Source organism: Streptomyces armeniacus (assembly GCF_003355155.1).
GTDB classification, from domain to species: domain Bacteria; phylum Actinomycetota; class Actinomycetes; order Streptomycetales; family Streptomycetaceae; genus Streptomyces; species Streptomyces armeniacus.
Genome location: NZ_CP031320.1, coordinates 2482413 through 2508974, shown reverse-complemented (window position 1 = coordinate 2508974; position 26562 = coordinate 2482413). Strand labels below are relative to the sequence as shown.

Here is a 26562-nt window from a genome sequence, read left to right as displayed (position 1 = left end):
CAAAGCGGACACCATCTTTGTGCACGCGTTCACAAAGGCATAGCCTGGACGCGACGGAGCGGTCCGGGTGAGTGCGCAGGGACATGCGTGGCCAGAGACCGCTCACCGCTTCGCGTAACCGGCAGGAGCACCGTGGCAACTGGCCGAACCCACCGACCGGCGACGACTCGGAGCCGAGGGATCCCCGAGGCGACCGTCGCACGGCTCCCGCTGTACCTGCGGGCACTCACCGCTCTGTCCGAGCGGTCGGTCCCCACTGTCTCCTCCGAGGAGCTGGCGTCGGCCGCCGGGGTCAACTCGGCAAAGCTGCGCAAGGACTTCTCGTACCTCGGCTCGTACGGGACCCGCGGTGTCGGCTACGACGTCGAGTACCTCGTCTACCAGATCTCCCGCGAACTGGGCCTGACCCAGGACTGGCCCGTCGTGATCGTCGGCATCGGCAACCTCGGCGCCGCCCTCGCCAACTACGGCGGGTTCGCCTCCCGCGGCTTCCGGGTCGCCGCGCTGATCGACGCGGACCCGGCGATGGCGGGCAAGCCCGTCGCGGGGATTCCCGTACAGCACACCGACGAGCTCGAGAAGATCATTTCGGACAACGGCGTCTCCATCGGCGTCATCGCCACCCCCGCCGGTTCCGCGCAGCAGGTCTGCGAGCGGCTGGTCGCGGCGGGCATCACCTCGATCCTCAACTTCGCGCCCACGGTGCTGTCCGTGCCGGACGGCGTGGACGTACGGAAGGTGGATCTGTCGATAGAGCTGCAGATCCTCGCCTTCCACGAGCAGCGCAAGGCCGGCGAGGAGGTTCCTCCCGAGGAGGAGACCGCGCCGCCCGCGGCACCGCCCGCCGCGACCGTGACCAAGCGCCCCGACTCGGGACCGGACGGGGACGTGCCCGCCGTGATGCCGGCATGAGTCTCCTCGTAGTCGGTCTCAGCCACCGCAGCGCTCCCGTGAGCGTGCTGGAACGCGCCGCGCTCGAGAGCGGGATGCGCGGCAAGCTGCTGCACGACACGGTCAGCGCCGAACCCGCCGCGGAGGCGGCGGTGCTGTCGACGTGCAACCGGCTGGAGCTGTACGCGGACGTGGACAAGTTCCACGCCGGCGTCGCCGAACTCTCCACGCTGCTCGCCCGGCACAGCGACGTCAGCCTCGACGAGCTCACGCCGTACCTCTACGTCCACTACGAGGACCGGGCCGTCCACCACCTCTTCTCGGTGGCCTGCGGGCTGGACTCGATGGTCGTCGGCGAGGGCCAGATCCTCGGCCAGATCAAGGACGCGCTCGCCGTCGCCCAGGACGAGCACACCGCCGGGCGGCTGCTCAACGACCTTTTCCAGCAGGCCCTACGGGTCGGCAAACGGGCGCACACCGAGACCGGCATCGACAAGGCGGGCCAGTCGCTCGTCACTGTCGGGCTGGAGACGCTGGCCGACGGGCGCGAGGTGGCGCCGTGGGTCGCGGGCAAGCGCGTCCTCGTGATCGGCGCGGGCTCGATGTCCTCGCTCGCCGCCACGACCCTCGCACGGCGCGGTGCCACCGAACTGGTGATCGCCAACCGCACCCTGGAGCGCGCGAACCGGCTCGCGGCGAGCCTCGCCGAGGCGGGTACGAGCGGCGCGCGCGCCGTCCCCGTCGGTGAACTCGCCGCCGAACTCCCGCGCGCCGACATCGTGGTGTCCTGCACCGGAGCCACCGGCCTGGTCCTGACGGCGGACGCGGTACGCGACGCGCTCCGCGACCGTACGGGCAGCCCGGACGGCGGCTCCGACGGCGGCCCGGACGGCGGCCCGGACGGCGAGCCCGTCGCGCTGCTCGACCTCGCCATGCCGCGCGATATCGACGCCGCCGTCCACCGGCTGGACGGCGTACGGCTGGTGGACATCGAGTCCCTCGCCGAGGCCGCCGCCGACGCGCCGATGGCCGCCGACGTGGACAAGGTGCGCGACATCGTGACGGAGGAGGTCGCGGCGTTCGGCGCCGCCCAGCGCGCCGCCGTCATCACGCCCACCGTGGTCGCGCTGCGCGCCATGGCCTCCGAGGTCGTGGCGGGCGAGATGGCGCGGCTGGAAGGCCGGTTGCAGGGCCTGGACGACAAGCAGCGCGCCGAGATCACGCAGACCGTGCGCCGCGTCGTGGACAAGCTGCTGCACGCCCCGACGGTACGGGTGAAGGAGCTGGCCGGTGAGCCGGGCGGCGCCGGGTACGCGGACGCGCTGCGGGAGCTGTTCGACCTCGACCCGCAGGCCGTGGCCGCCGTGAGCAGCCCCGGGCAGCCGGGCGGCGCGGGCCGGCACAGCGGCGCGGAACAGGAGCGGCCGTGAACGCGCCCTCCTCGCCGCGCGGCGACACGCGTAGCACCGGCAACGCCACCGGCAACGGCACCGGCGCCCCGCTGCGCCTCGGCACCCGGCGCAGCGAGCTCGCCATGGCGCAGTCCGGCCTGGTCGCCGAGCGCGTACGGCAGGTCACCGGCCGCCCCGTCGAACTCGTCGGCGTCACCACGCGCGGCGACGCCAGCCGTGAGCAGCTCACGCAGATCGGCGGCACCGGGGTGTTCGTGTCCGCGCTGCGCGAGGCGCTGGCCGCCGGCGACATCGACTTCGCGGTGCACTCGCTCAAGGACCTGCCGACCGCGCAGCCGCCGGAGCTGACGCTGGCCGCGCTGCCCGTACGAGGTGACCCGCGGGACGCGCTGATCGCCCGCGACGGGCTGGACTTCGAGCGGCTCGTACGGTCCGCGCGCGACACCGGAGCGCGCCCGCCGCGCGTCGGCACCGGGTCGCCGCGGCGTACGGCGCAGCTGAAGGCGTGGGCACGATCACTCGGCGCGGAGGTGGAGACTGTCCCCGTTCGTGGGAATATCGAGACGCGGATCGGGTACGTGCGCTCAGGCGACTTCGACGCGATCGTGCTTGCCGCCGCCGGGCTGACCCGTATCGGCCGGATCGACGAGGCCACCGAGCTGATCGCCCCGGACGTCATGCTGCCCGCCCCCGGCCAGGGGGCACTCGCGGTCGAGTGCGCGGTCACCCAAGCGCACCTGACCGCACAGCTCGCCGAGCTCGACGACCCGTTCACACGGGCCGCCGTGACCGCCGAGCGAACCCTGCTCGCCGCCCTGGAGGCCGGCTGCAGCGCACCTGTGGGTGCGCTGGCCGACCTGTTGGTCGACGGGCAGGCTGCCACCGAACTGCGCCTGCGTGGCGCCGTCGGCACGACCGACGGCACGACGTTGGTGCAGCTGTCCACCACCGGTCCCGTACCGGCGTCCGCCGCCGAGGCCGTGTCCCAGTCCGAACGACTGGGCCGCGAACTCGCCGACGAGATGCTCGCCAAGGGCGCGGCCGGTCTGATGGGGGAGCGAGCACTTTGAGCCCCACCGCCGCCCAGTCTTCGACAACGCAACACCTCTACGGTGCCCACGGGCACGTCACCTTCCTAGGTGCCGGGCCCGGAGACCCGGGACTGCTCACGCTGAGCGCCGTCGAGGCGCTGGCGCGGGCCGATGTGCTGGTCGCCGATCCGCAGGTGCACGGGATCGTACGGCCCCACGCGCGGGCAGGCGTGGACACACCGCTGCGCGGCGCGGAGCAGCCGGACCCCACCGGACAGGCCTCAACTGCCCATGCGGCCACCGGCGATTGGGCAAATATTGTCATGGCGGCCGCGCGCAGCGGCAAGCGGGTCGTCCGTGCGGTCGTGGGCGACCCGGGCCTCGACGCGGACGCCGCGCAGGAGATGCTGGCGTGCGTCGCCGAGGGCATCACGTTCGAGGTGGTGCCGGGTGTGGCGACCGCCGTGGGCGTACCCGCGTACGCCGGTGTGCCGCTGCGTGACGCGCAGGGCACCGACGTGCGGTTCATCGACGCCCGTACGGCCGACGACAGATGCTGGACGGAGAGCGGCGCGAGCGACGCCACCCTCGTGGTGTCCGTGGCGCTCGACTCGGTGGCCGCCGCCGCGGGCGAACTCGTCGCGGCGGGCCGCAAGCCCGACACCCCGCTGTCCGTGACCCTCGCCGGCACGACCACCCGGCAGCGCACCTGGACGGCCACGCTCGGCTCCATCGCGCAGACTCTGAAGGCGGCGAAGGTGCTGCCGTCGTCGGACGGCGGGCAGCCGGTCATAGCCGTGGTCGGCGAACGGAGCGCGCCCGCTCACCGTGAGCAGCTGGCGTGGTTCGAGTCGAAGCCGCTGTTCGGCTGGCAGGTGCTGGTGCCGCGTACGAAGGAGCAGGCGGCGTCGCTCTCCGACCAGCTGCGCTCGTACGGTGCCGTGCCCGCCGAGGTGCCCACCATCGCGGTCGAACCGCCGCGCACACCGCAGCAGATGGAGCGGGCCGTCAAGGGCCTCGTCACCGGCCGCTACGAGTGGATCGCGTTCACCTCCGTCAACGCGGTGAAGGCGGTGCGCGAGAAGTTCGAGGAGTACGGGCTGGACGCGCGCGCGTTCGCCGGAATCAAGGTCGCGGCCGTGGGGGAGCAGACCGCCGCCGCGCTGGTCGAGTTCGGCGTCAAGCCGGACCTGGTGCCCAGTGGCGAGCAGTCCGCGGCCGGGCTGCTGGAGGACTGGCCGCCGTACGACCCGGTCTTCGACCCGATCGACCGGGTGTTCCTGCCGCGCGCCGACATCGCCACCGAGACGCTGGTGGCCGGGCTGATCGAGCTGGGCTGGGAGGTGGACGACGTGACGGCGTACCGCACCGTACGCGCCTCGCCGCCGCCCGCCGAGACCCGTGAGGCCATCAAGGGCGGCGGGTTCGACGCGGTGCTGTTCACCTCGTCGAGCACCGTGCGGAACCTGGTCGGCATCGCCGGGAAGCCGCACAACGTCACGATCATCGCGTGCATCGGCCCGGCGACGGCCAAGACCGCCGAGGAGCACGGGCTCCGGGTGGACGTTTTGTCGCCGGAACCGTCCGTGCACAAGCTCGCCGAGGCGCTCGCGGACTACGGCCAGAAGCGCCGTTCCGAGGCCGCCGAGGCGGGCGAGCCGGTGAAGCGGCCGAGTGAGAAGCGGCCGACGAGGAGGAGGGCACGTACATCGTGAGCAGGGACGGCATGGCTGACGGCGGCTTCCCGCGCGTACGCCCGCGGCGGCTCCGTACGACCGCGGCGATGCGCCGTATGGTCGCCGAGACCCGGGTGCTCCCGGAGGACCTGATCCTGCCCGCGTTCGTGCGGGAGGGCATCGCCGAGCCGGTGCCCATCGGGTCGATGCCGGGTGTCGTCCAGCACACGCGGGACTCGCTGCGCAAGGCCGCCGTGGAGGCGGCCGAGGCGGGCGTCTCCGGGTTCATGCTGTTCGGCGTGCCCGAGGAGAAGGACGCGGTCGGCTCGCAGGGCACCGACCCGGACGGCATCCTGCAGCGCGCGCTGCGCGACGTACGGGCCGAGGTGGGCGACGCGCTGGTCGTCATGTCCGACCTGTGCCTGGACGAGTACACCGACCACGGCCACTGCGGCGTCCTCGACGCGCAGGGCCGCGTCGACAACGACGCCACGCTGGAGCGCTACGCCGAGATGGCCCGCGTGCAGGCCGACGCGGGCGCCCATGTGCTGGGCCCCAGCGGCATGATGGACGGCCAGGTCGGATACGTGCGCGCGGCGCTGGACGCGGCGGGGCACCAGGACGTGGCGCTGTTCGCGTACACCGCGAAGTACACCTCGGCGTTCTACGGCCCGTTCCGCGAGGCCGTCGCGTCCTCGCTGTCGGGCGACCGCAAGACGTACCAGCAGGACCCGCCCAACGGCCGCGAGGCCCTCCGCGAACTCGCCCTGGACGTCGCCGAAGGCGCGGACATGGTGATGGTCAAGCCGGGCCTGCCGTACCTGGACGTGCTCCATGCCGTCGCGGAACGCGCGGAGGTCCCGGTCGGCGTCTACCAGATCTCCGGCGAGTACGCGATGGTCGAGGCCGCCGCGGAACGCGGCTGGGTGGACCGCGAGCGGGCCATCGTGGAGACCCTGACGAGCTTCAAGCGGGCCGGTGCGAGCATGATCCTCACGTACTGGGCGACGGAGGCCGCCCGCCTGCTGGCCCGCGGCTAGCCGTACGGCGGGCGGGGCGGCCTGCGTACGTGGCTCGGCCTACGTCAGTTCGTCCGCCAGGAGGTCCATCAGCAGGCCGTCGTGCCAGGTGCCGTCCGGGCCGCGTTCGTACTGGCGCATGATCCCGACCGGGCGGAAGCCGACCTTGCGGTAGCAGGCGATGGCGGGCTCGTTGTCCGCCGCCGGGTCGATGACCAGGCGGTGGAAGCCGAGGTCGTGGACCAGGTGGCGGGCCAGGGTGCGGACCGTGTCGGTGCCGACGCCGTGGCCGTGCACGTCCGGGGCGAGGAAGAGGTCGATGTTCGCGTGCCGGTAGTCCGGCTCGTCCTCGGCGCCCCACTGGACCGCGCCGGCCACCTGCCCGCCGTACAGCACCGCGTACGTGTGGACCTCCGGGTCGGCGAGGTCCGCGGCCACGTCGGCCGCCAGGTCGCCGCCGCCGCGCCAGCGCGCGTACACCTCGGGCGTGGCACGGATCGCGGCCAGGGCCGGAACGTCGTCCGGGGTGGCCGGGCGCAGCGTGACCAGAGCGCCGGTCAGGATCTTCCGCATGCCCCCGATCCTGCCGGACGGGGGCGTAGGGGCGCCGTCAGGGGTGCGTACCGGCGCGTACGGAGTGGCGTACGCCTCCGTACGCGCCGGGTGCTGCGGGTGTCGCGGGTGTGTGCCGCGGCCGGCGGACGGCTCCGCCGTCAGAAGATGCCCTGGCCGGGGACCAGGATGCCGTGCGGGTCGTAGCGCCGCCGGGCCGCCTCGAGGCGCGGCCACGCGCTGCCGAAGTGGTCCCGCCAGTCCTCCGGTTGGAACGGAATGGACCCCACCGGGTACTGCTTGCCGCCCCGCTCCCGCACCGTCTCGTACGCGGTGCGGTTCGCGGCCAGCATCCGGTCGATCGTCTCCGGTTCCTCGGGCGGGCTGCTGCGGAGCACCGCCAGCAGATACGGCACCGCGTCATCCGGCACACGGAGCATCGGGGTCCGCAGGCGTTCGCGCAGCAGCGGGTAGAGCAGGACGACGCCCGGACCGACGTCCTCCGGGGTGAGGCGGCCGAGCAGTTCCGCCGCGAGCGGCTCGATGTCGTCGCCGGGCAGCAGCAGGTTGAGCCAGGGGTGCGCGTCGTCCCACAGGCCCGCCTCCTTCTGCTGCTCGACGGACTCGGCGAGCCGGTCGAGGAACGCGTAGTAGCCCATGCCGGCGATCTCCGCGCCCGCCGGGTCGTGACGCAGCCCGCGCAGCAGCTCGGCGTCGTCCGGCACGGGCCCGGCGGGCGGCCCGTACGCGACGGCCTCCAGCAGGTACGTACGGAACGTGCCTGTGTCGTCCGCCGCGACCTGCCCCTCCACGTACGCGAAGCGCCGCTCCTCGACCAGCCGCCGCTGGTCGGCCAGGAAGACCGCCAGGTCGGCGTACGGCAGGAGGTAGTGGCGTACGGTCTCCGGCGCGGTGACGAGCCGCAGCGTGGCGCCCACGACGATCGCGCACTGGCCGAGCCCGGCGCGTACGGCGTCGAACAGGTCGGCGTGCCGCACCGCCGAGCAGCGCACCAACTCGCCCGCACCCGTGACGACTTGGAGCTCCACCACCGTGTCCGCCTGCGCGCCGTGCCGGTGGGTCTGGCCGCCGAGGCCGCCTACGGAGACGGTGCCGCCGACGGACAGTTCGAGGTAGTCGGTGAACACCGGGGGTGTCAGGCCGTGTTCCAGCGTCGCCTTGGTGACTGTGCTCCAGCGGGCGCCGGCGCCGACGGTCACGGTGCCGCGCTCCGGGCGCCCCACGCCGGACAGCGCGTCCGTCGAGGTCTCGATCACCAGCCCGTCGGCGACCTGCGCCTGCCCGTTCGTCGCGTGGCCCTGGCCGCGCGGGGCGACGGGGATGGCGTGCTTCACGCAGAACCGGACCATGGCCACGACGTCGGCCACCGAGCCCGGCCGCAGCACGGCGGCGGGCGTGCGGTGCACCATGTGGCCGTAGTCGTCCGCGGCGGCGGCGCGCGAGGCGTCGTCGGTCACCAACTCGCCGTCCAGCGGCGGCACCTCGTCGAACGGCGCGCCGCCCGCGCCCTGTCTCGCGTCCCGTTCGGTGGCCCAGGCGCGGGCCGCCGGGTCGAAGCCCACGACGGTGACTGCCGCCGCCGTCGCGGCCAGTCCGTGCAGGGCGTGACGACGGGTCAATTCCAGGCGCATGCGCGGTCCTCCGATAGCTGCTGACTGCGTTTCCGTTCCCTGGTGGGGACGGAGAGACGCTACCCGGTGGAGGATCCCCGCTGTCAGGACTGGTCCAGGGCCCGCTCGATCGAGCGCCGGGCGCGGGCCGCGGCCGTACGGTCGTGCTGGAGCTGCATGGCCGCGTTCAGCGCCAGTCCGGCGGCGACGATCTCGAACAGCGCCTGGTCGATGTCGAATCCGGCGGGCAGCTCGCCGTTCTCCACCGCCGCGGCCAGGTCCGCCCGCAGCTGCTCCTGCCAGCGCGACCACACCTCGGCCACCGCGTCGCGGACCCGGCCGGGGCGGCCGTCGTACTCGCTGAGCGCCGCGGTCATCAGGCAGCCGCCGGGCAGCAACGGCGCCTCCAGGTAGCCGACGGAGTTGGCGCACACCGCGCGCAGCCGCCGCAGACCCGGCGGCTCGGCCAGCGCGGGCTCGACCACCCGGTGCCAGAAGTCCACGAACGCCTTGTCCAGCGTGGAGATCTGCAGCGTCTCCTTGGTGCCGAAGTGCTTGTGCACCCCGGACTTGCTCATCTCCAGCTCGTCGGCGAGCCGGCCGATGGTGATGCCGTCCAGCCCTTCCTCGGAGGCGATCTCGGCGGCACGGCCGAGGATGCGGCCCCTGGTGGCCTGCGCTTCGGCCGCTGAGCGTCGTGGTGACATACGGCAAGAATAGCGTACGGCCGTTCGCTATTGATTTAGCGAACGGCCGTACGCTAAAGTCCGGAGCCCACCGAGAAGAAGGAGCACGGGATGCGGGTACGACGACTGGGCTGGGCCGGACTGGAGATCGAGGCAGGCGGCAAGCGGCTGGTGATCGACTACGTGCGGGACCTCTCACCGCTGTTCACGGGATGGCCGCCCGGCGAAGGGCTGGCGGAGCCGGGAGGGAAGGCCGACGCCGCACTCGTCACCCACCTGCACCGGGACCACACCGACGCGGGCGCGCTCGCGGAGGTGCTGACACCGGGGGCGCCGGTGCTGCGGCCCGCGCCCGGCCACGGCGACGACGTGGACAACGTGACGACGCTGCCCGCCGAGCGCGAGCTGGTCCGGCACCGGCTGGCCGCCGAGATCGTGGATGTCTGGTCCACCCACGAACTCGGGCCGTTCCGCGTCACCGCGGTGCCCTCCGTCGACGGGCTGGGCGACCCGCAGCTCAACTGGGTGGTGGAGGCCGACGGTCAGCGGGTCTTCCACGGCGGCGACACGATGTTCCACGGCTACTGGTGGCTCGTCGCGCGCCGCTTCAGCCCGTTCGACGCCGCGTTCCTGCCCGCCAACGGCGCGGTGGTCGACGCGCCGCACCTGCAGCCGCCGAGCCCGCTGCCCGCCGCGCTGGACCCGGAGCAGGCCGCGGCGGCCGCGGAGATCCTCGACGCGCGGTACGCGGTGCCGATGCACTACGAGACGGAGCAGCCGGACAAGATCCCGGGCTACGTCGAAGTCTCCGACCCGGAGAAGGAGTTCCGCGCGCACGCCGGACGGCGCGCACACGTGCTGGCCGTCGGGGAATGGCTGGACCTCGGGGCCCCGGGCCTGACCTAGAGCCGCTCGGGTGTGCGGATGCCCAGGAGGGCCATGCCCTGGTGCAGGGTGCGGGCCGTCAGGTCGCACAGGAACAGCCGGTTCTCCACCTGGTCCGGGCCGCCCTCCGCCTTCAGGACCGGGCACTGGTCGTAGAACGTCGTGTACAGCGACGCCAGTTGGTAGAGGTACGCGGCGAGCTTGTGCGGCTCGTACGCCTCCGCCGTCTGTGCCAGGGTGTCGGCGAACTCGTCCAGGTGCAGCCCCAGGGCGCGTTCGGCCGGCGCCAGCGCGATCTCCGGGTGCGCCGCGGGCTTCGCGTCGCCGCCCGCGCGGCGCAGGATGGACTGGATGCGCGCGTAGGCGTACTGGAGGTACACGCTGGTGTCGCCGTTCAGCGACACCATCCGGTCGAGGTCGAAGACGTAGTCGCGGGTGAGGGAGTTGGACAGGTCGGCGTACTTCACCGCGCCGATGCCGACCTGCGTGGACCGCTCCCGGATCTCCTCGTCGGTGAGCCCGAGGCCCGCGCTCTTCTCCCGTACGACGGCGGCCGCCCGCTCCACGGCCTCGTCCAGCAGGTCGACCAGCCGGATCGTCTCGCCGGCCCGCGTCTTGAACGGCTTGCCGTCCTTGCCCAGGACCGTGCCGAACGGCAGCTGCCGCGCCGCGCCGTCCGGCAGCCAGCCCGCCCGCCGCGCGGTCTCGAACACCATCCGGAAGTGCAGGGCCTGCCGTGCGTCGACCACGTACAGCAGGGTGTCGGCGTGCAGCGTGCCGATCCGGTCGCGGATCGCGGCGAGGTCGGTGGCGGCGTAGCCGAAGCCGCCGTCGGACTTCTGGACGATCAGCGGCGTGGGATTGCCGTCGGGGCCCTTCACGTCGTCGAAGAACACGCACAGCGCGCCCTCGGAGCGCACGGCGACGCCCGACTCCTCCAGCTCCTTGACGACCTGGTGCAGGTCGTCGTTGTACGCACTCTCGCCGAGGGTGTCCTCGTCGCGGATCTCGACGTCCAGCAGCCGGTAGACGCCCTGGAAGTAGATCTTCGACTCGTCGACGATCTTGTGCCAGAGCCGCAGCGTCTCCTCGTCGCCGCCCTGGAGCTGCGCCACCCGGTCCCGGGCGCGGGTCTTGAACTCGGCGTCGGAGTCGAAGAGCACGCGCGACGCCTTGTACAGCCGGTTCAGCCGGGCCATCGCGGCCTCGCCCTCGCCGGTGGCGCCGGCCGCGTCCGAACTGTGGTCCAGCTCGTGCGGGTGCTCGATCAGGTACTGGATGAGCATGCCGAACTGCGTGCCCCAGTCCCCGATGTGGTGCCGCCGGACGACCTTCTCGCCCTGGTGCTCCAGGATCTGTACGAGCGCGTCGCCGATCACGGTCGACCGCAGATGGCCGACGTGCATCTCCTTGGCGACGTTCGGCTGCGAGTAGTCGATGACGGTCGTGCCGGGGTGCTCGGCGTACGGCACGCCCAGCCGCTCGTCGGCGGCGCGCGCGGCGAGCGTACGGACGACGGCCTCGTCCGTGACGGTGATGTTGAGGAAGCCGGGGCCGGAGACCTCGATGTCCGCGATCTCCTCGTTGGCGGGCAGCGCCTCGGTGACCCGCGCGGCGAGCTCCCGCGGGTTGCCCTTCAGCCGCTTGGCGAGCGCGAGCATGCCGTTGGCCTGGAAGTCCGCCCGGTCGCTACGGCGCAGCATGGGGTCGGCGCCCGCGGCCTCCGGCACGGCGGCCGAGAGAGCGTGCGCGAGGCGCTGGTGGACCGTGGCGGCGAGGGAGGGGACCGAGGCCATGGGCTGCTTACCGTTCCGTCGGGTGGTCAGGATGGTCAGAAGTGTTCAGCAGGGTTCCGCACGGGGGGTGGAATGAGCCCAGTATCCCATGGGCCGCATCCCCTTTTCCGGATGGGACAATGGGGCTGCCAGCCCCGTGAGCACGAATGCGAAGGAAGTACCGGACGTGGCAGAGACCACCCCCGAGGCCGACTGGGTTTCCCGTATCGCCGATGACGTCATCGCCGAGGCGGAGCGCCGCGCCCCGGGGAAACCTGTCGTGTGCGCGTCCGGACTCAGCCCGTCCGGGCCGATCCACCTGGGCAACCTCCGCGAGGTGATGGTCCCGCACCTGGTCGCCGACGAGATCAAGCGGCGCGGGGTGCCTTGCGAGCACCTCATCTCCTGGGACGACTACGACCGGTTCCGCAAGGTGCCCGCCGGGGTCGAGGGCGTCGACGAGTCCTGGAGCGAGCACATCGGCAGGCCGCTCACCTCCGTGCCCGCCCCGCACGGCAGCCCGCACGCCAGCTGGGGCGAGCACTTCAAGGCGGCGATGGCCGCGTCGCTCGCCGAGCTGGGCGTGGAGTACCGCGGCATCAGCCAGACGGAGATGTACACCTCCGGCGCGTACCGCGACCAGATCCTCTTCGCGATGCGCGAGCGCGCCCGTATCGACGCGGTCCTGGAGCGCTACCGCACGCTGGACAAGGCGGCCGGCGGAAACGCGGCCGGCGGCAGGAAGAAGCAGCAGAAGGCGCCCGACGCGGCCGAGGTCGAGGCCGCCGAGGGCTCGGGTGCGGCGGCCGAGGACGACGGCTCGGGCGCGGGCGCCGGCGCGTACTACCCGTACAAGCCGTACTGCACCGTCTGCGGCCGCGACCTCACCACCGTCACCGGATACGACGACGAGAGCACCGAGCTGTCGTACGTGTGTCAGTGCGGGCACGGCGAGACGGTGCCGCTCACCGAGCACCGGCGCGGCAAGCTCGTGTGGAAGGTCGACTGGCCGATGCGCTGGGCGTACGAGGGCGTGACCTTCGAGCCGAGCGGCGTCGACCACCAGTCGCCCGGCTCGTCGTTCGTCGTCGGCGGGCAGCTGGTGCGGGAGATCTTCGGCGGCGAGCAGCCGATCGGCCCGATGTACGCCTTCGTCGGCATCAGCGGCATGGCGAAGATGTCGAGTTCGAAGGGCGGCGTGCCGACCCCGGCCGACGCGCTGGAGATCATGGAGGCGCCGCTGCTGCGCTGGCTGTACGCGCGCCGCAAGCCGAACCAGTCCTTCAAGGTCGCCTTCGACCAGGAGATCCAGCGCACGTACGACGAGTGGGACGCGCTCGGCCGCAAGATCACGGAGGGCGCCGCGCAGCCCGCGGACATCGCCGCGCACCTGCGCGCGTCCACCACGGCCGCCGGGCCGCTGCCCGCGACGCCGCGCCCGCTGCCGTTCCGTACGCTCGCGTCGGTCGCGGACATCACGGCGGGCAACGAGGAGCAGACGCTGCGCATCCTGAGCGAGCTCGACCCGTCCGACCCGGTCGGCTCACTCGACGAGTGCCGGCCGCGGCTGGACTGCGCGGAGCGCTGGATCACCACACAGGTGCCGGTGGAGCAGCGCACGCGGGTACGGGAGACGCCGGACGCCGAGCTGCTCGACTCGCTGGACGAGGGGCAGCGCGACGGGCTGCGGCTGCTGCTGGAGGGGCTGGACGAGCACTGGTCGCTGGAAGGGCTGACCGGGCTCGTCTACGGCGTGCCGAAGGTGCTGGCCGGGCTCGAACCGGACGCGAAGCCGACGCCGGAGCTGAAGACGGCGCAGCGCGCGTTCTTCGCGCTGCTGTACCAGCTGCTGGTCGGCCGGGACACGGGGCCGCGGCTGCCGACGCTGCTGCTGGCGGTGGGTGCGGACCGGGTGCGGAAGCTGCTGGGCGCCTAGGGGCGCGCAGGGGCACGCAGGGGCCGCGCAGGGGAGTTCGGCGTCAGCCGCCCATGCCCATCTCGGTCTTGTACCGGTCGCGCAGTTCGTGGAGGTACCCCCGCAGGTACACCTCGCTGAGCAGGCTGCCGTCGGCGTCCGTGACACCGAACCTGTCGTGCAGCGTGCGCGAGAGCTGGCGGGCGCTGGGGAAGTCGTACTTGGCGGCGGCGTAGTCGCGGTACGCCTGGAAGTAGACCTCTTCGACGGCGACGCCGTCGGGTATGCCGGTGGGCTGGACCGTCTCCGGGTCGGGTTCCTGCTCCGGTTCCGGGCGGGGCTGCGATTGCAGCTGCGGCTCGGGCGCGTGCTCCTGCTCCGCCTGCCCGTCCGTGAGCTGGGGTTCGAGGAACAGCCGGTCCTGCTCCTGCTGTTCGGGCTCTGCCTGCCGGGCCGGGGCGTACGCGGCGGCGCCCGCGTGGCCGTTGACGGGCGCGTTGGCGTTGCCGAGCGCGCGTACGCGGCCGGGGCCCACGGGCACCGTGACGCGCGGGGCGCTGCTCGTGGGGGCGTACGCCTCGGCGGTGTACGCCTCGGCCGCGTAGGCGGGATCGGGCGCCGGGTCCGGGCGCTCGGCCTGCCGGGCGTGCTGCGGCCCGTGCCTGCGCGCCGGCGCCCCGGCGGGCGGTGCCGCTTCGGCCGCCGGTTCCCGTACGCCCGGCTCCCGCACGTCCGCCGCCTCCTGCGCGCCTGCGCCCTGTGCGCCCGCCTCGTGCGGGCCGGGCTCCCGTACGCCCGCCTCCCGCACCGCCGGCGATCCGGCCGGCGACCCGGCGGGCGCCACCGCCGCCGTCGCGCCCGGCGCGGCGCCCGCTGTGAGGCCCCACCCGGCCCCGGCACCGGCCACGAGCACCGGCGGCTTGATGCCCGCCGCGGCCAGCCCCGCCGGGCCCGTCTCGGCGAGCGGCACCCCGTAACGCGCCAGCCGCAGCGGCATCAGCGACTCCACCGGCGCCTTGCGCCGCCAGCCGCGGCCGTAACGGGCGCGCAGCCGCGCCTCGTACACCAGCCGGTCCTGCTCCATCCGGATCACCTGGTCGTAGGAGCGCAGCTCCCACAGCTTCATACGGCGCCACAGCCGGAACGTGGAGGGGAACGCGAGCAGCCAGCGCGAAACCCGTACGCCCTCCATGTGCTTGTCCGCGGTGATGTCCGCGATCCGCCCGATGGCGTGCCGGGCCGCCTCGACGGCGACGACGAACAGGACGGGGATGACCGCGTGCATCCCGACGCCCAGCGGGTCCGGCCAGGCGGCCGCGCCATTGAAGGCGATCGTGGCGGCCGTCAGCAGCCAGGCGGTCTGCCGCAGCAGCGGAAAGGGGATGCGGATCCAGGTGAGCAGCAGATCGAGCGCGAGGAGGACGACGATGCCCGCGTCGATGCCTATGGGGAAGTACGGTGCGAAGGCGCCGAAGTCCTTCTGCTCGGCGAGGTCGCGCACGGCGGCGTACGAACCGGCGAAGCCGATCGCGGCGATCACGACCGCGCCGGTGACGACGACGCCGATCAGTATTCGGTGCGTACGGGTCAGTTGTACGGCCTGCACTGGACTTGTCCCCACCCCTCGGAAGCTGGCGGCGCCCAGCCTGGCACACCCGGCCGGATCCCGGGCACCGGAACCTGGACGGGGCTGCTACCGCGGTGAGTTGACGGCCCGGTCCGGCCGCCGATTCGTCACTTGACGGCCGCGACCGCCTCCCTCGCCGCCTTTTCCCCCTTCTTCTTCAGTTCGTCCGCGCTCGGGAGCTTCGCGTCCTCGAAGCCGGTGCCCTCGTAGTCGACGGTGACGACGACGTTGTAGTTGCGTACGACGGTGCGGCTGATGCGGTAGTCCTGGTCCTTCTTGTTGGTCTCGTAGCCGATCGAGACCGCTTCCTGGCCGATCCCGGCGACCTTCGCCTGGTCGGCCTTCTTGTTGTCCTTGTTGCCGACGACCGACTCCGCCTCCTGCTTGAGGAAGCGACCCGCTTGCGTGTCACCGGAGCCGAGAGACGGGCCCGAGTCGTACCGCTTGAGCGAGACCGTCAACGCGCGGTACTCCGCGTTGTTCTTGCCGCTGCCGCCGCTCCACAGGCACGAGCCGTAGCTCTCGGTGTCGGTCGAGGCGAGGTTCTTCCCCTTCTCGCTCTGCGCGCCCGGCACCACGTCCTCGACCGTGCCCTTCGACAGGGTCTTGCACGGGTCCGGCAGCTGCTTGAACTTGACGGGCGCCACGCTCGCCGACTTGCTCGGGCTGGGGCTCTGGGCCTCGTCGTCGCCGTCGCCGTCGGAGTCGCCCGTGCAACCCGCGAGCAGGAGCACGGGTACGGCTACGGCTGCGCAGGCGATCTTCCGGGCCAGGCGCGGGTCGATTCGGTGCATGGTTCCTTCGCTTCCGGGTGTACTCGGGGGCCTCGTTGCTCTGCGGCCTCGGTTGTCGTCGGAGCTCAGTCGAGGTGAGTCGAGGTCAGTTGTCGTCGAACTTGCCGGCCAGCTGCCGGCCCAGCTCCTGCGCCTGCTCCTGGAGCTCGGCGCTGTCCGGGGTGCGGCGCTCGTCGGCGACCGACTGGGTGTACTCGACGGTGACGAGCACGTTCGCCGTACGGAAGACGAGCTTGATGTCCCGGTGCGTGGCGCGGCCGCTCTTCGTGGCGACGAGCTCGTCGTCGATGAAGGCGGCGTCGCCGATCCCGTCGAGCGTACGCGAGGGCAGCGCCTCCTCCGTGGACGGGGAGCCCGAGGGGGCCTCGGACGACGGCGACCCGGACGGGTCGGACGCCGACGGGTCGGAGCCCGCGCCGGGGGACTCGGTCGCCTTGCCGCCCTCGGGGGTCGCGCCGCCGCCGGGCTGGTCGTCGGGGGTCTCCTCGCCGGAGCTCCCGGAGTCCTCGGTGCCTTCGGCGGATTCGCTGTCCTGGGCGTCCTCGGTGTCCTCGGTGTTCTCGGGTTCCGTCGGGTCGGCCGAGGGGTCGACCCCCGCCTTCTCCGCCCGCTCGACGTACAGCAGATCGGTCTGCTCGTCGTCGCTCACGGCCGGGTCGTACGACACCACCCGCTCGAAGTCCACGGTGAGATGCCGGCTGCCGAGACTCGTCGCGCTCTGCCACGTGCACCCGACGCGACGGTCGGTGTCGTACGTGACGGACGCCTCACCCTCGTACGGCGACGGGCCGGTGCTGCTGCCGGGGTCGTCGGTGTCGGCGCCGTCCTCGGACTCGGCGCCGGGCAGCATCTGCTCCAGTGTGTCGCGGCTCACCTCACCGCACGGCTCGGGGAGCGTGCGGTACTTGCCGGGCGGCGCGGCCGTCTGCGACGAACTGCCGCCGCCCGGCTTGGTGTCGCCGCCGTCGCCGCCGGAGTCGGACGAACCGGTACAGGCGCTCAGTCCGCCGGTCAGCGTGACCACCAGCGCCGCACTGGTCAGGAACGTCCTTGCCCTCCGCTGCACCGGTCGCCTCCTGGGGTCGAAAACTTGTTGCCGCCACTGGGGGACAACGGAACACAATGTCTATCGCACGCACGACGCGGCCGTCCGGTCCACTGACGCCTATGTTGCGCGAAGTCCGGCTTTTCCTGTTGGGACGTTTTGCGGTCGAGTGCGGTTCTATCTTTGGGTTTATTACGGGGGAGTCGAGCGGGATGTCGTACACGGAAGTGCCCGGTGCCCGGGTGCCGATCCGGATGTGGGCCGACCCGGCCACGGTGGAAGACGGCGCGATGCAGCAGCTGCGCAACGTCTCCACGCTCCCCTGGATCAAGGGCCTCGCGGTCATGCCCGACGTGCACTACGGCAAGGGTGCGACGGTCGGTTCCGTCATCGCGATGCACGGGGCGGTCTGCCCGGCGGCGGTCGGCGTCGACATCGGCTGCGGCATGTCCGCCGTCAAGACCTCGCTGACGGAGAACGACCTGCCGGGCGACCTCTCCCGGCTGCGCTCCAAGATCGAGCAGGCGATCCCGGTGGGCCGCGGCATGCACGACGCACCCGTGGACCCGGCCCGGCTGCACGGCTTCCCGACCGCGGGCTGGGACGACTTCTGGTCGCGCTTCGACGGGGTGGCCGAGTCGGTGAAGTTCCGTCAGGAGCGGGCGACAAAGCAGATGGGCACGCTCGGCTCGGGCAACCACTTCTGCGAGGTATGCATTGATACGTCCGGTTCTGTGTGGCTGATGCTGCACTCCGGCTCGCGGAACATCGGCAAGGAGCTCGCCGAGCACCACATCGGCGTCGCCCGTGACCTGCCGCACAACCAGGGCCTCGTAGACCGCGACCTCGCCGTCTTCGTGGCGGACACCCCGCAGATGGCGGCGTACCGGCACGACCTGTTCTGGGCGCAGGAGTACGCCAGGAACAACCGGGCGATCATGATGGGGCTGCTCCAGGACGTCGTACGCAAGGAGTTCAGGAAGGCCAAGCCGGCGTTCGAGTCCGTGATCTCCTGCCACCACAACTACGTGGCGGAGGAGCGGTACGACGGGATGGACCTGCTCGTCACCCGCAAGGGCGCCATTCGCGCGGGCAGCGGCGACTACGGCATCATCCCCGGCTCGATGGGCACGGGCTCGTACATCGTCAAGGGCCTGGGCAACGCCGACGCCTTCCACTCCGCCTCGCACGGCGCGGGCCGGCGGATGAGCCGCAACGCCGCGAAGAAGCGGTTCTCGGCCCGCGACCTGGAGGAGCAGACGCGGGGCGTCGAGTGCCGCAAGGACTCGGGCGTGGTGGATGAAATCCCGGGCGCGTACAAGCCCATCGAGCAGGTCATCGACCGGCAGCGGGACCTGGTCGAGGTCGTCGCGAAGCTGAAGCAGGTCGTCTGCGTGAAGGGCTGACGTACCGGAACGACGCACGTACGCCGCCGGGGCACGCGCCCCGGCGGCGTACGTACAGCCGAACCGCCGCGCCCGCCGCGGCAGTCGGGCGCGCCCGCGGGCGCGGGCGGTCAACCCTCGCGGTGGACCTTCGTGTTGGACGCCTGCGCGCGCGGGCGGACGATCAGCAGGTCCACGTTCACGTGCGGCGGCCGGGTGACCGCCCAGCCGACGGTGTCCGCGACGTCGTCGGCCGTCAGCGGCGCGGCGACACCCTCGTACACCTTCGCCGCCTTCGACTCGTCGCCGCGGAAGCGGGTGAGCGCGAACTCGTCCGTCTTCACCATGCCGGGCGCGATCTCGACGACCCGTACGGGATGGCCGCACAGCTCGAGCCGCAGCGTCTCCGCGAGCACGTGCGCGCCGTGCTTCGCCGCGGCGTAGCCGGCGCCGCCCTCGTACGTGCCGTGGCCCGCGGTGGAGGAGAGGACGACGACCGTGCCCTCGTCCGTGGGCGAGGCGGCCAGCGCGGGCAGCAGCGCCTGCGTCATGTGCAGCACGCCGAGCACGTTGACCTCGTACATCTGCCGCCAGTCGGCGGGGTCGGCGCTCGCGACGGGGTCGGCGCCGAGGGCGCCGCCCGCGTTGTTGAACAGCACGTCGCAGCCGTCCAGGCCGGCTGCGAAGGCGTCCACGGCGGCGCGGTCGGTGACGTCGAGCGCGTACGCCTCGGCCTGGTGCCCGGCCCCGGTCAGCTCGGCGGCCAGCGCCTCGATGCGGTCGGCGCGGCGTGCGGTGAGGATGACGCGGAAGCCCTCCGCGGCGAGCCGACGCGCGGTGGCGGCACCGATACCGCTGCTGGCTCCTGTGATGACTGCGGTACGTGTGGTCGTCATGCCCGCAGCGTACGTGCGCCCGCCGGGCCGTCCTCCGGGGGCTCGGCGCCCGCCGGGCCCGCCCTCTCCGCCCGCCGGGCCCGCCGCCGCGGGCTCAGCCGTTCCTCGGCGCGTACATGATGAGCCCGACCCCCGCGAGGCACACCAGCGCCCCCAGCACGTCCCAGCGGTCCGGGCGGAAGCCGTCCGCGACCATGCCCCAGGCCAGCGAGCCGGCCACGAACACTCCGCCGTACGCGGCCAGGACCCGCCCGAAGTTGGCGTCGGGCTGGAGGGTGGCGACGAACCCGTAGGCGCCGAGCGCCAAGATTCCGGCTCCGATCCAGATCCATCCACGGTGATCGCGGATACCCTGCCAGACCAGCCAGGCGCCGCCGATCTCGAGCAGCGCGGCGAGCACGAAGAGCGCGATGGAACGGGCGATGAGCATGGGGGAAGGCTATGTGCCCCGCACGGTCCGGCTCGGGTTTGGGCTCCCCGCGAGGACGGTCGTATCGTCGCCGGGCGCTACCGGACTGAGATAATCGGGACAGATCACCCGATTCCACGGCGAAGAAGTGCGAAAGGGGAGCTCTCCGAGTCAAGCGGCGGCGATTGACCGATATGCCGCGGCGCATGCGGACAGTGAAGTCGGGTAGCGGCTTTCAGGGTCCATCTCCATAAGGGATTGAACGAAAGGTCGAGCAACGTGCAGGACAAACGGGAGGAAAGGGAGTCAAAGGGTGATCCGCCACTGGTCCCGGACTCAGTCAGCCAGCATTCCCCTTTGGCTCCCCAAACAGACAAGGTTGTATTCGGCGTCACCGCGGCGCTGACGCTCGCGTTCATCATCTGGGGCGCGGTCGCGACGGATTCCCTCGAGGACGCGTCGACCTCGATGCTGGACAGCGTGATGAAGAACGCGGGCTGGGCGTTCGTTCTCGCGGCGTCCGGATTCGTGGTCTTCTCGCTGTGGCTGGCCTTCAGCCGTTACGGAAAGATCACCCTCGGTAAGGAGGGTGAGCCGCCGGAGTTCAAGACGGTTTCCTGGGTCGCGATGATGTTCAGCGCGGGCATGGGCATCGGCTTGATGTTCTACGGCGTGAGCGAGCCCCTGACGCACTACACCTCTCCGCCGCCCGGCACGAATCCGGCGGACTCGGGCGCCAAGATGGAAACGTCGATGGCGACCACGCTGTTCCACTGGACGCTCCATCCGTGGGCGATCTACGCGGTGGTCGGTCTCGCGATCGCTTACAGCGTCTTCCGCCGCGGCCGGCGCCAGACGATCAGCGCCGTGTTCACCCCGCTCATCGGCGAGAAGAACGCGAACGGCCCCCTCGGGCGTGCCATCGACGTGCTGGCGATCTTCGCGACCCTGTTCGGCTCCGCCGCTTCGCTGGGTCTCGGCGCGCTGCAGATCGGCAGCGGTGTCGAGGAGGTGGGCTGGATGTCGAACGTGGGCACCGGCGTGCTCGTCGTCATCATCGCCGTGCTGACCCTGGCGTTCATCCTGTCCGCGGTGTCCGGTGTGGCCAAGGGCATCCAGTGGCTGTCCAACATCAACATGGTGCTGGCGGCGCTGCTGGTCGTGTTCCTCTTCGTGGCCGGCCCGACCGTCCTGATGCTCGACCTGCTGCCGACGTCGATCGGCTCGTTCTTCGGCGACCTGCCGCAGATGGCATCCCGTACGGAGGCCAGCAGCGGCGACGGCATCCTCGCGTGGCTGTCCGCCAACTCGGTCTTCTACTGGGCCTGGTGGATCTCCTGGACGCCCTTCGTCGGCATGTTCATCGCGCGCATCAGCCGCGGCCGTACGATCCGGCAGTTCGTCGGCGGCGTCATCCTCGTGCCGAGCGTCGTCAGCCTGATCTGGTTCGCGATCTTCGGTGGCACGGCGATGCACCTCCAGGAGGGCGGCGCGAAGCTGACCGACGAGGCGACGCCCGAGGGTCAGCTCTTCGCCGTGCTGCGGGAGTACCCGATCGCCGGCGCGACCACCCTGATCGTGATGATCCTGGTGGGCATCTTCTTCGTCTCCGGCGCGGACGCGGCCTCCATCGTGATGGGCACGCTCTCGCAGAAGGGGACCATGGAGCCGACCCGCATGGTCGTCATCTTCTGGGGTGTGCTGACCGGTGCGGTCGCCGCGATCATGCTGCTGATCGGCGAGGGAGGGGATACGGCGCTCACGGGCCTGAAGAACCTCACGATTCTCGCCGCGGTGCCGTTCGCCCTCGTCATGGTCGCGTTGTGTGTGGCGCTCATGCGCGACCTGCGCCGCGACGCGCTGATCCTGCGCAGCGAGAAGGGCGAGGAGGCCGTCGAGATGGCGGTCATCGCCGGGCACACGCAGTACGACGGCGACTTCGAGATCCGGATCGGTCCGGGCAGCGACGTCTCCATCGAGGACGTACGCAACCGGGCCGACGCTCTCATGCAGGAGGAAGAGGAGAACGGGAGCGACGGTGCCGAGGAAGTGACGGGCGGCACCCGTAAGGAGTGACGCCTTCCGCGGGGCGCCTTCCTGAGGGAACGCGCCCCGCCATTGAGATGTTTTTGTGATGAGTGACATAGCGGGCTCGGGGCAGGCACTTCCCCCGGGCTGAGTCGTCCCAGCCCGCTCTGCACTGTCTCTAGCGATAAGGAATGAATGCGTGGCTGCGCACACAACGTCTGAGCCGGCAGATAAGGAACCGGAAGTGGAACCGCCGGTACCGTATAAAACATCCTCCGTTGCGGCCCGCGTCTTCTGGCCTTCCGCAATCGTCATCCTGGGCTTCGTGCTCTATGCGGCGATAGGGCAGGAAACGGCCGCGGACCATGTCCAGACCGTGCAGGATGAGATCGTCGGCAATCTGAGCTGGCTCTACATGGCTCTGGTGTCGCTCTTTGTCATCTTCGTGCTCTGGGTCGGCATCGGCCGCTTCGGCGATATCCGGCTCGGCCGGGACAACGAGAAACCCGAGTTCAGCACACTTTCCTGGCTGGCGATGCTGTTCGCCGCCGGCATGGGCATCGGCCTCGTCTTCTGGGGCGTCGCCGAGCCGCTGAATTTCTACGACGCGCCCATGCCGGGCACCGGTGAGAGCGAGGCCGCGCGGTCGGAGACCGCGATGGTGCGGACCTTCCTCCACTGGGGCATCCACCCGTGGGCCATCTACGTGGTGGTCGGCCTCGCCGTCGCCTACTCCGTGCACCGCAAGGGCCGCCCGGTCTCGATCCGGTACGCGCTGGAGCCCCTCTTCGGAGACCGGGTGAAGGGCATCTGGGGCGACATCATCGACAGCATCGCCATCATCGGCACGCTGTTCGGCGTCGCGACCTCGCTCGGCCTCGGCGTGATGCAGGTGGCCAGCGGCATGAACTACCTCGGCTGGGTCGACGACCCGGAGAGCAAGACCCTGCTGGTGATCCTCATCGCCTGCATCACGGCCGTCGCGACGCTCTCCGTGGTCAGCGGCATCGGCAAGGGCATCAAGTGGCTGTCGAACATCAACATGGGCCTCGCCGCGGCGATCATGCTCTTCGTGATCATCGCGGGCCCGACGCTGTTCATCGCCAACGGGCTCGTCCAGGACACCGGCCTCTACCTGCAGGAAGTCGCCCGGTTGAGCTTCGACACCGGTGCGTCCCAGGGCGATGAGGGCACCACCTGGGTGAACGGCTGGACCGTCTTCTACTGGGGCTGGTGGATCTCGTGGGCGCCGTTCGTCGGCGTCTTCATCGCGCGCATCTCCCGCGGCCGTACGGTGCGCGAGTTCGTCTGCGGTGTGCTGCTCGTCCCGACCCTGCTGACCTTCGTCTGGTTCGCCGTCTTCGGCGGCAGCGCGCTGAAGCAGCAGATGGACGGCAAGGAGGACTACACCGACGGCGGCGTCAACACCAACAACGCGCTGTTCGAGCTGCTGGACACACTGCCCGGCGGCACGTTCGTCGCGGGTGTGGCGATCCTCCTGATCGTGCTGTTCTTCGTCACGTCCTCGGACTCCGGCTCGTACGTGGTCGACATGCTGGCCTCCGGCGGCGACCCGAACCCGCCGATCTGGAGCCGCGTGTTCTGGGCCCTCGCCGAGGGGGCCGTGGCCATCGCGCTGCTGCTCGCCTCCGGGTCCGGCGGCACGGCCTCGCTCGACACGCTGAAGACGGCGGCGATCGTGATCGCCTTCCCGTTCAGCCTCGTGATGGTCGGCATGTGCATCGCGACGCTGAAGTCCTTCCGTGAGGAACGGGCGGCATACCTCAAGGCCAAGCAGGAGCGGGAGCACGAGCGGATCATCGACCGTGCCGTCGCGGCCATGGAGGAGAGCATCGACGTGAACGGCAACGGCGACACCGGAGACGGCGGCGCCGGCGGCACCGACGCGGAGGGGGCGACGGCCACGCTGACGAAGAAGGACAAGGGCTAACCGGCCCCGGCGCGCCGCTGGGCGCCGGTCAGGACGACGACCGGCGCGCCGGCGGCCCGTACGCCACGGCGCCCCGCCGTGGTCTCAGACCTCTGAGACCACGGCGGGGCGCTGCTTGCGTTTCCGGGCCCAGAACGCCTTCTGCGCCAGCAGCGTGAGGGTGCCGGCGAGCAGGATGCCGACGAGGTTGACGCCGAGCTGCCCCATGGCGGAACCGGCCTCGGACAGTTCGCCGTAGCCGAGCGCGACGGCGGCGTACGCGGCGGCCGGGACGGTGGTGACGGAGATCGCGACGCCGACCAGCGCCCCGGACTTCGAGGAGGTCAGGGAGAGTATCCCGGCGACCCCGGCGAGCAGCGCCACCACGAGGGACATCTTGTCCGGGTGCCACACGAAGTCGCTCACCGGATGCGGCTTCGCGAAGTCCGCCTCGGAGAACAGCCCCAGCCCGTCCATCAGCAGGCTGAACAGGCCGGTCAGCAGCATCGCCAGCGGGAAGCCCGCCACGATCGCCGTCAGGGAGCGCAGCGCCAGCCGGGGCACACGGCGCACCAGGCTCGTACACACCCCGGCCAGCGGTCCGAACTCCGGCCCGACGACCATCGCGCCGACGATCAGGATCGCGCTGTCCAGCATCACCCCGCACGCCGCGAGCATGGTCGCCACGGTGAGGAACGCGAGGTAGGTGACGGACAGTTGGGACTCCTCGTGTGTCGCCTCCGTCAGCGACTCCCACAGCACCGCGTCCACGCCCTCGCCGGGCGCGTCCACCTTCGCCCGCTCGGCACGGTCCGACAGGCTCAGTTCGACCTGGTCGACCGCGACGCAGCCGTGCTCCGGGAGCCCGAGCGCGCGCAGTTCCTGCAGCAGATCGTCCGCGGCCTCGCGCGCCACGTCGCACATCACGACATCACCGGGCGGCGTGCGCGCGGCCCCGGGGAGCACGGCGAGATGGGTGGCGCCGACGGTGCTGTCCAGCAGTTTCACGACGGCGTCGGTGCGGTCCCCGGGCGCGATGATGCGCAGATGCAGCATGGCGGAAAGAGTAGACGGGACCGTGCCTCTGTCATGTCCGCTTCGACCCTGGTACGCCGTACCCGATCGCGCGTACGATGTACGTTCAGGCCGTTCAGCTGGCCAAATACCCAAGCTGCCCTAGGGTAGTGCGGTTCCGCGTGCGGCTGGCCTACTGCTAGCCTCTGCACTAGTACAGGAGAGGAAGGCAGTAGCACGTGACGAAGCCCACAGAGCCCTCCGAGCAGCCGCCCTATCTGCGCATCGTCGCCGGGATCCGCCGGCGCATCGTCGACGGCGAGCTCGTTCCGGGCGACACGGTGCCCTCGACGCGTCAGATCGCCAGGGAATGGGGCGTCGCGCTGGCGACCGCCACCAAGGCCCTGACCACCATGCGCCTCGAAGGGCTTGTCGAGACCCGCCCCCGATCCGGCACCGTCGTCGCGGGCGCCGCCGCCGTCGCGCCGCCCCGCAGACGTACGTCCGTCGCCCTGGCGCCCGACCAGGAGCTGAGCCTCGACCGGATCGTCGGCACGGCCATCGACATCGCCGACGCCGAGGGGCTGTCGGCGCTCTCCATGCGCGGCGTCGCGGCCCGGCTCGGGGTCGCCGCCATGTCGCCGTACCGGTACGTCCCCAGCAAGGACGACCTCGTCCTCCTCATGGCCGACGCCGCGTTCGGCGAGGTGGCGTACCCCGAGCACGCGCCCGAAGACTGGCGCGCCAGCGTCGAGTTGGGGGCCCGTGCCCTCTGGGCGCTGTACCGCAAGCACCCGTGGCTGGCCCAGCTGGGCTCACTCTCCAGGCCGCTGCTCGTGCCGAACCTGATGATCTACGGGGAGTGGGTGCTCGGCGCCCTCGACGGCCACGGCCTCGAACCCCACACGCTGTTCGACATCCACCTGCTGATCTACAGCCATGTCCAGGGCATGGCCGTCCATCTGGAGTGGGAGGCGCAGGCGGAGGCCGCCACCGGGCAGTCGGAGGACCAGTGGCGGGACAGCCGGGCACCCGTACTGAAGGAACTGGTGGAGTCCGGCCGCATTCCGACCTACGCCAGAGTGATGGGCGGCCTGGGCGGCGCGTACGAGCTGCGCCTCGACGTCCTCTTCGACCTCGGCCTCAGGGCGCTCCTGGACGGCATGACGCCTCTCGTGGAGGGCGGCCGGACGGAGCGCTGAAGGAGCGGCGCCGCCACCGGCGGCGCCGGCTCCGAACGCGGGCCGCGCGGCGGGGCGTTCGGCGTACGGTCGCATGCGGGGTCGCGTACCGGGGGTCGCGTACGGGCGGGGGCTCAGGGCCAGACGAGGCAGTACGCCTGGTGCCCGGCGAAGTGCAGCCGTTCGGAGAAGTCCTGCCACTCGTGCAGGAGTTGGTAGACGTTGAACGCGTCCTGCGGCCCCGAGCGGTCGGGAACCGTGGACCAGATGAACGCGGCGGCGCCCACGGACTCCTCGCCGATGCCGCGGAGCGGGTCGACGACGGTCATGGGGAGCTTCACCACGGCGTAGTCCGGGTGCAGGACGACGAGTTCGAGCGGGGGGACGCGGTAGAGCGGTATGCCCTCGATGCCGGTCAGGACCATCGCGGCCATCGTCTCCGGCTTGATCTTGGTGAACATTCCGTGACCCAGCTCGTCCCCGCCCAGCTCCTCGGGCCGCATGGAGATCGGCACGCGGGCCGCGGTGGCACCGTCGGGCGCGCCGAAGTACTTGTAGGTCACCCCCACTCGGCCGCCACCCTCGCTGCTCCCAGTCCTCGCCACCGCGTCACGTCGGTGCCGGCCCCGTGCGCGTTCAGGCTCGAGGTCCCCGGTCCCCTCGCCCAGTCCGCCACCGCGCTTCATGTCACCACCCGACCACTCGCGGCTCGCGCCGCGCAACCCGATCATCGTGTCAGAGACCTCCCCGCACACGCGTGTGTGAAACGCCCGGCGGCGG

Annotated in this window: 22 protein-coding genes; 11 read left to right on the top strand and 11 right to left on the bottom strand. The window is 71.5% G+C overall.

All coding sequences use genetic code 11. From position 1 onward, the window contains the following. Window positions 1-132: 132 nt before the first annotated feature. From DVA86_RS10925 to hemB, 5 genes are all read left to right on the top strand, one after another. Window positions 133-912: a redox-sensing transcriptional repressor Rex gene (locus tag DVA86_RS10925; protein ID WP_208877739.1), complete on the top strand. Its 780-nt coding sequence runs from the start codon at window positions 133-135 to the stop codon at window positions 910-912. After that, window positions 909-2321, top strand: a complete 1413-nt coding sequence (locus tag DVA86_RS10920) for a glutamyl-tRNA reductase (RefSeq protein ID WP_208877737.1) — start codon at window positions 909-911, stop codon at window positions 2319-2321. Before DVA86_RS10925 ends, DVA86_RS10920 begins: the two co-directional genes overlap by 4 nt. A 71-nt stretch (window positions 2322-2392) precedes the next feature. Then, window positions 2393-3373, top strand: a complete 981-nt coding sequence (gene hemC / locus DVA86_RS10915) for a hydroxymethylbilane synthase (protein ID WP_281279356.1) — start codon at window positions 2393-2395, stop codon at window positions 3371-3373. Then, window positions 3370-5049 (top strand): bifunctional uroporphyrinogen-III C-methyltransferase/uroporphyrinogen-III synthase, encoded by a 1680-nt coding sequence (locus DVA86_RS10910; protein ID WP_208877736.1) that lies wholly within the window; start codon window positions 3370-3372, stop codon window positions 5047-5049. Before hemC ends, DVA86_RS10910 begins: the two co-directional genes overlap by 4 nt. An 11-nt stretch (window positions 5050-5060) precedes the next feature. Next, window positions 5061-6050, top strand: coding sequence for a porphobilinogen synthase (gene hemB, locus DVA86_RS10905; protein ID WP_208884597.1), 990 nt, complete (start codon window positions 5061-5063; stop codon window positions 6048-6050). A gap of 39 nt (window positions 6051-6089) precedes the next feature. On the opposite strand, the gene DVA86_RS10900 is transcribed toward hemB, so the two are convergent. The 3 genes from DVA86_RS10900 to DVA86_RS10890 form a co-directional block, all read right to left on the bottom strand. Beyond that, window positions 6090-6602: a GNAT family N-acetyltransferase gene (locus DVA86_RS10900; RefSeq protein WP_208877735.1), complete on the bottom strand. Its 513-nt coding sequence runs from the start codon at window positions 6600-6602 to the stop codon at window positions 6090-6092. Window positions 6603-6742: 140 nt separating this feature from the next. Next, window positions 6743-8233: an FAD-binding protein gene (locus DVA86_RS10895; RefSeq protein WP_208877733.1), complete on the bottom strand. Its 1491-nt coding sequence runs from the start codon at window positions 8231-8233 to the stop codon at window positions 6743-6745. 83 nt (window positions 8234-8316) lie between these two features. Continuing rightward, the gene (locus DVA86_RS10890; RefSeq protein WP_208877731.1) at window positions 8317-8919 is read right to left on the bottom strand and encodes a TetR/AcrR family transcriptional regulator; all 603 of its coding nucleotides are present in this window, start codon (window positions 8917-8919) and stop codon (window positions 8317-8319) included. 90 nt (window positions 8920-9009) lie between these two features. Between DVA86_RS10890 and DVA86_RS10885 the strand changes: the two genes are divergently transcribed. After that, window positions 9010-9804, top strand: a complete 795-nt coding sequence (locus DVA86_RS10885; RefSeq protein WP_208877730.1) for an MBL fold metallo-hydrolase — start codon at window positions 9010-9012, stop codon at window positions 9802-9804. On the opposite strand, the gene argS is transcribed toward DVA86_RS10885, so the two are convergent. Next, window positions 9801-11579 (bottom strand): arginine--tRNA ligase, encoded by a 1779-nt coding sequence (gene argS / locus DVA86_RS10880; protein WP_208877729.1) that lies wholly within the window; start codon window positions 11577-11579, stop codon window positions 9801-9803. The two genes, DVA86_RS10885 and argS, sit on opposite strands and share 4 nt — an antisense overlap. A gap of 166 nt (window positions 11580-11745) precedes the next feature. Between argS and lysS the strand changes: the two genes are divergently transcribed. Continuing rightward, the gene (lysS, locus tag DVA86_RS10875; RefSeq protein ID WP_208877727.1) at window positions 11746-13494 is read left to right on the top strand and encodes a lysine--tRNA ligase; all 1749 of its coding nucleotides are present in this window, start codon (window positions 11746-11748) and stop codon (window positions 13492-13494) included. 43 nt (window positions 13495-13537) lie between these two features. Here the strand turns inward: lysS and DVA86_RS10870 are convergent, their stop codons facing one another. The 3 genes from DVA86_RS10870 to DVA86_RS10860 form a co-directional block, all read right to left on the bottom strand. Continuing rightward, window positions 13538-15079 (bottom strand): DUF2637 domain-containing protein, encoded by a 1542-nt coding sequence (locus DVA86_RS10870; RefSeq protein WP_245997589.1) that lies wholly within the window; start codon window positions 15077-15079, stop codon window positions 13538-13540. A gap of 128 nt (window positions 15080-15207) precedes the next feature. Then, the gene (locus DVA86_RS10865; protein WP_208877725.1) at window positions 15208-15894 is read right to left on the bottom strand and encodes a DUF3558 family protein; all 687 of its coding nucleotides are present in this window, start codon (window positions 15892-15894) and stop codon (window positions 15208-15210) included. An 85-nt stretch (window positions 15895-15979) separates the two neighbouring features. Then, on the bottom strand, window positions 15980-16960 hold the full coding sequence (locus DVA86_RS10860) for a hypothetical protein (RefSeq protein ID WP_208877724.1): 981 nt from the start codon (window positions 16958-16960) through the stop codon (window positions 15980-15982). A gap of 191 nt (window positions 16961-17151) precedes the next feature. Here DVA86_RS10860 and DVA86_RS10855 point away from each other — a divergent pair, with 191 nt between their 5' ends. Beyond that, entirely contained in the window at window positions 17152-18345 is a 1194-nt protein-coding gene (locus DVA86_RS10855) for an RtcB family protein (RefSeq protein ID WP_208877722.1), read from the top strand. A 110-nt stretch (window positions 18346-18455) separates the two neighbouring features. Here the strand turns inward: DVA86_RS10855 and DVA86_RS10850 are convergent, their stop codons facing one another. Continuing rightward, a complete protein-coding gene (locus tag DVA86_RS10850; RefSeq protein WP_208877720.1) occupies window positions 18456-19220 on the bottom strand; it encodes an SDR family NAD(P)-dependent oxidoreductase in 765 nt (254 codons plus the stop codon). Window positions 19221-19314: 94 nt separating this feature from the next. Further along, entirely contained in the window at window positions 19315-19650 is a 336-nt protein-coding gene (locus DVA86_RS10845; RefSeq protein WP_208877719.1) for a YnfA family protein, read from the bottom strand. Window positions 19651-19953: 303 nt separating this feature from the next. On the opposite strand from DVA86_RS10845, the gene DVA86_RS10840 reads away from it, so the two are divergent. Both DVA86_RS10840 and DVA86_RS10835 read left to right on the top strand, forming a co-directional pair. Beyond that, the gene (locus DVA86_RS10840; protein WP_425470974.1) at window positions 19954-21705 is read left to right on the top strand and encodes a BCCT family transporter; all 1752 of its coding nucleotides are present in this window, start codon (window positions 19954-19956) and stop codon (window positions 21703-21705) included. A 151-nt stretch (window positions 21706-21856) separates the two neighbouring features. After that, window positions 21857-23608, top strand: a complete 1752-nt coding sequence (locus tag DVA86_RS10835; RefSeq protein WP_222623312.1) for a BCCT family transporter — start codon at window positions 21857-21859, stop codon at window positions 23606-23608. A gap of 84 nt (window positions 23609-23692) precedes the next feature. Here the strand turns inward: DVA86_RS10835 and DVA86_RS10830 are convergent, their stop codons facing one another. Then, window positions 23693-24643 carry a DUF389 domain-containing protein gene (locus DVA86_RS10830; RefSeq protein ID WP_208877715.1) on the bottom strand — a complete coding sequence of 317 codons (951 nt, stop codon included), beginning with the start codon at window positions 24641-24643 and terminating at the stop codon, window positions 23693-23695. A 197-nt stretch (window positions 24644-24840) separates the two neighbouring features. Between DVA86_RS10830 and DVA86_RS10825 the strand changes: the two genes are divergently transcribed. Further along, window positions 24841-25803, top strand: coding sequence for a TetR/AcrR family transcriptional regulator C-terminal domain-containing protein (locus tag DVA86_RS10825; RefSeq protein ID WP_208877713.1), 963 nt, complete (start codon window positions 24841-24843; stop codon window positions 25801-25803). A 113-nt stretch (window positions 25804-25916) separates the two neighbouring features. Here DVA86_RS10825 and DVA86_RS10820 read toward each other — a convergent pair whose 3' ends face one another. Next, window positions 25917-26468, bottom strand: coding sequence for a hypothetical protein (locus tag DVA86_RS10820; protein WP_208884594.1), 552 nt, complete (start codon window positions 26466-26468; stop codon window positions 25917-25919). Between the last annotated feature and the right edge of the window lie 94 nt (window positions 26469-26562).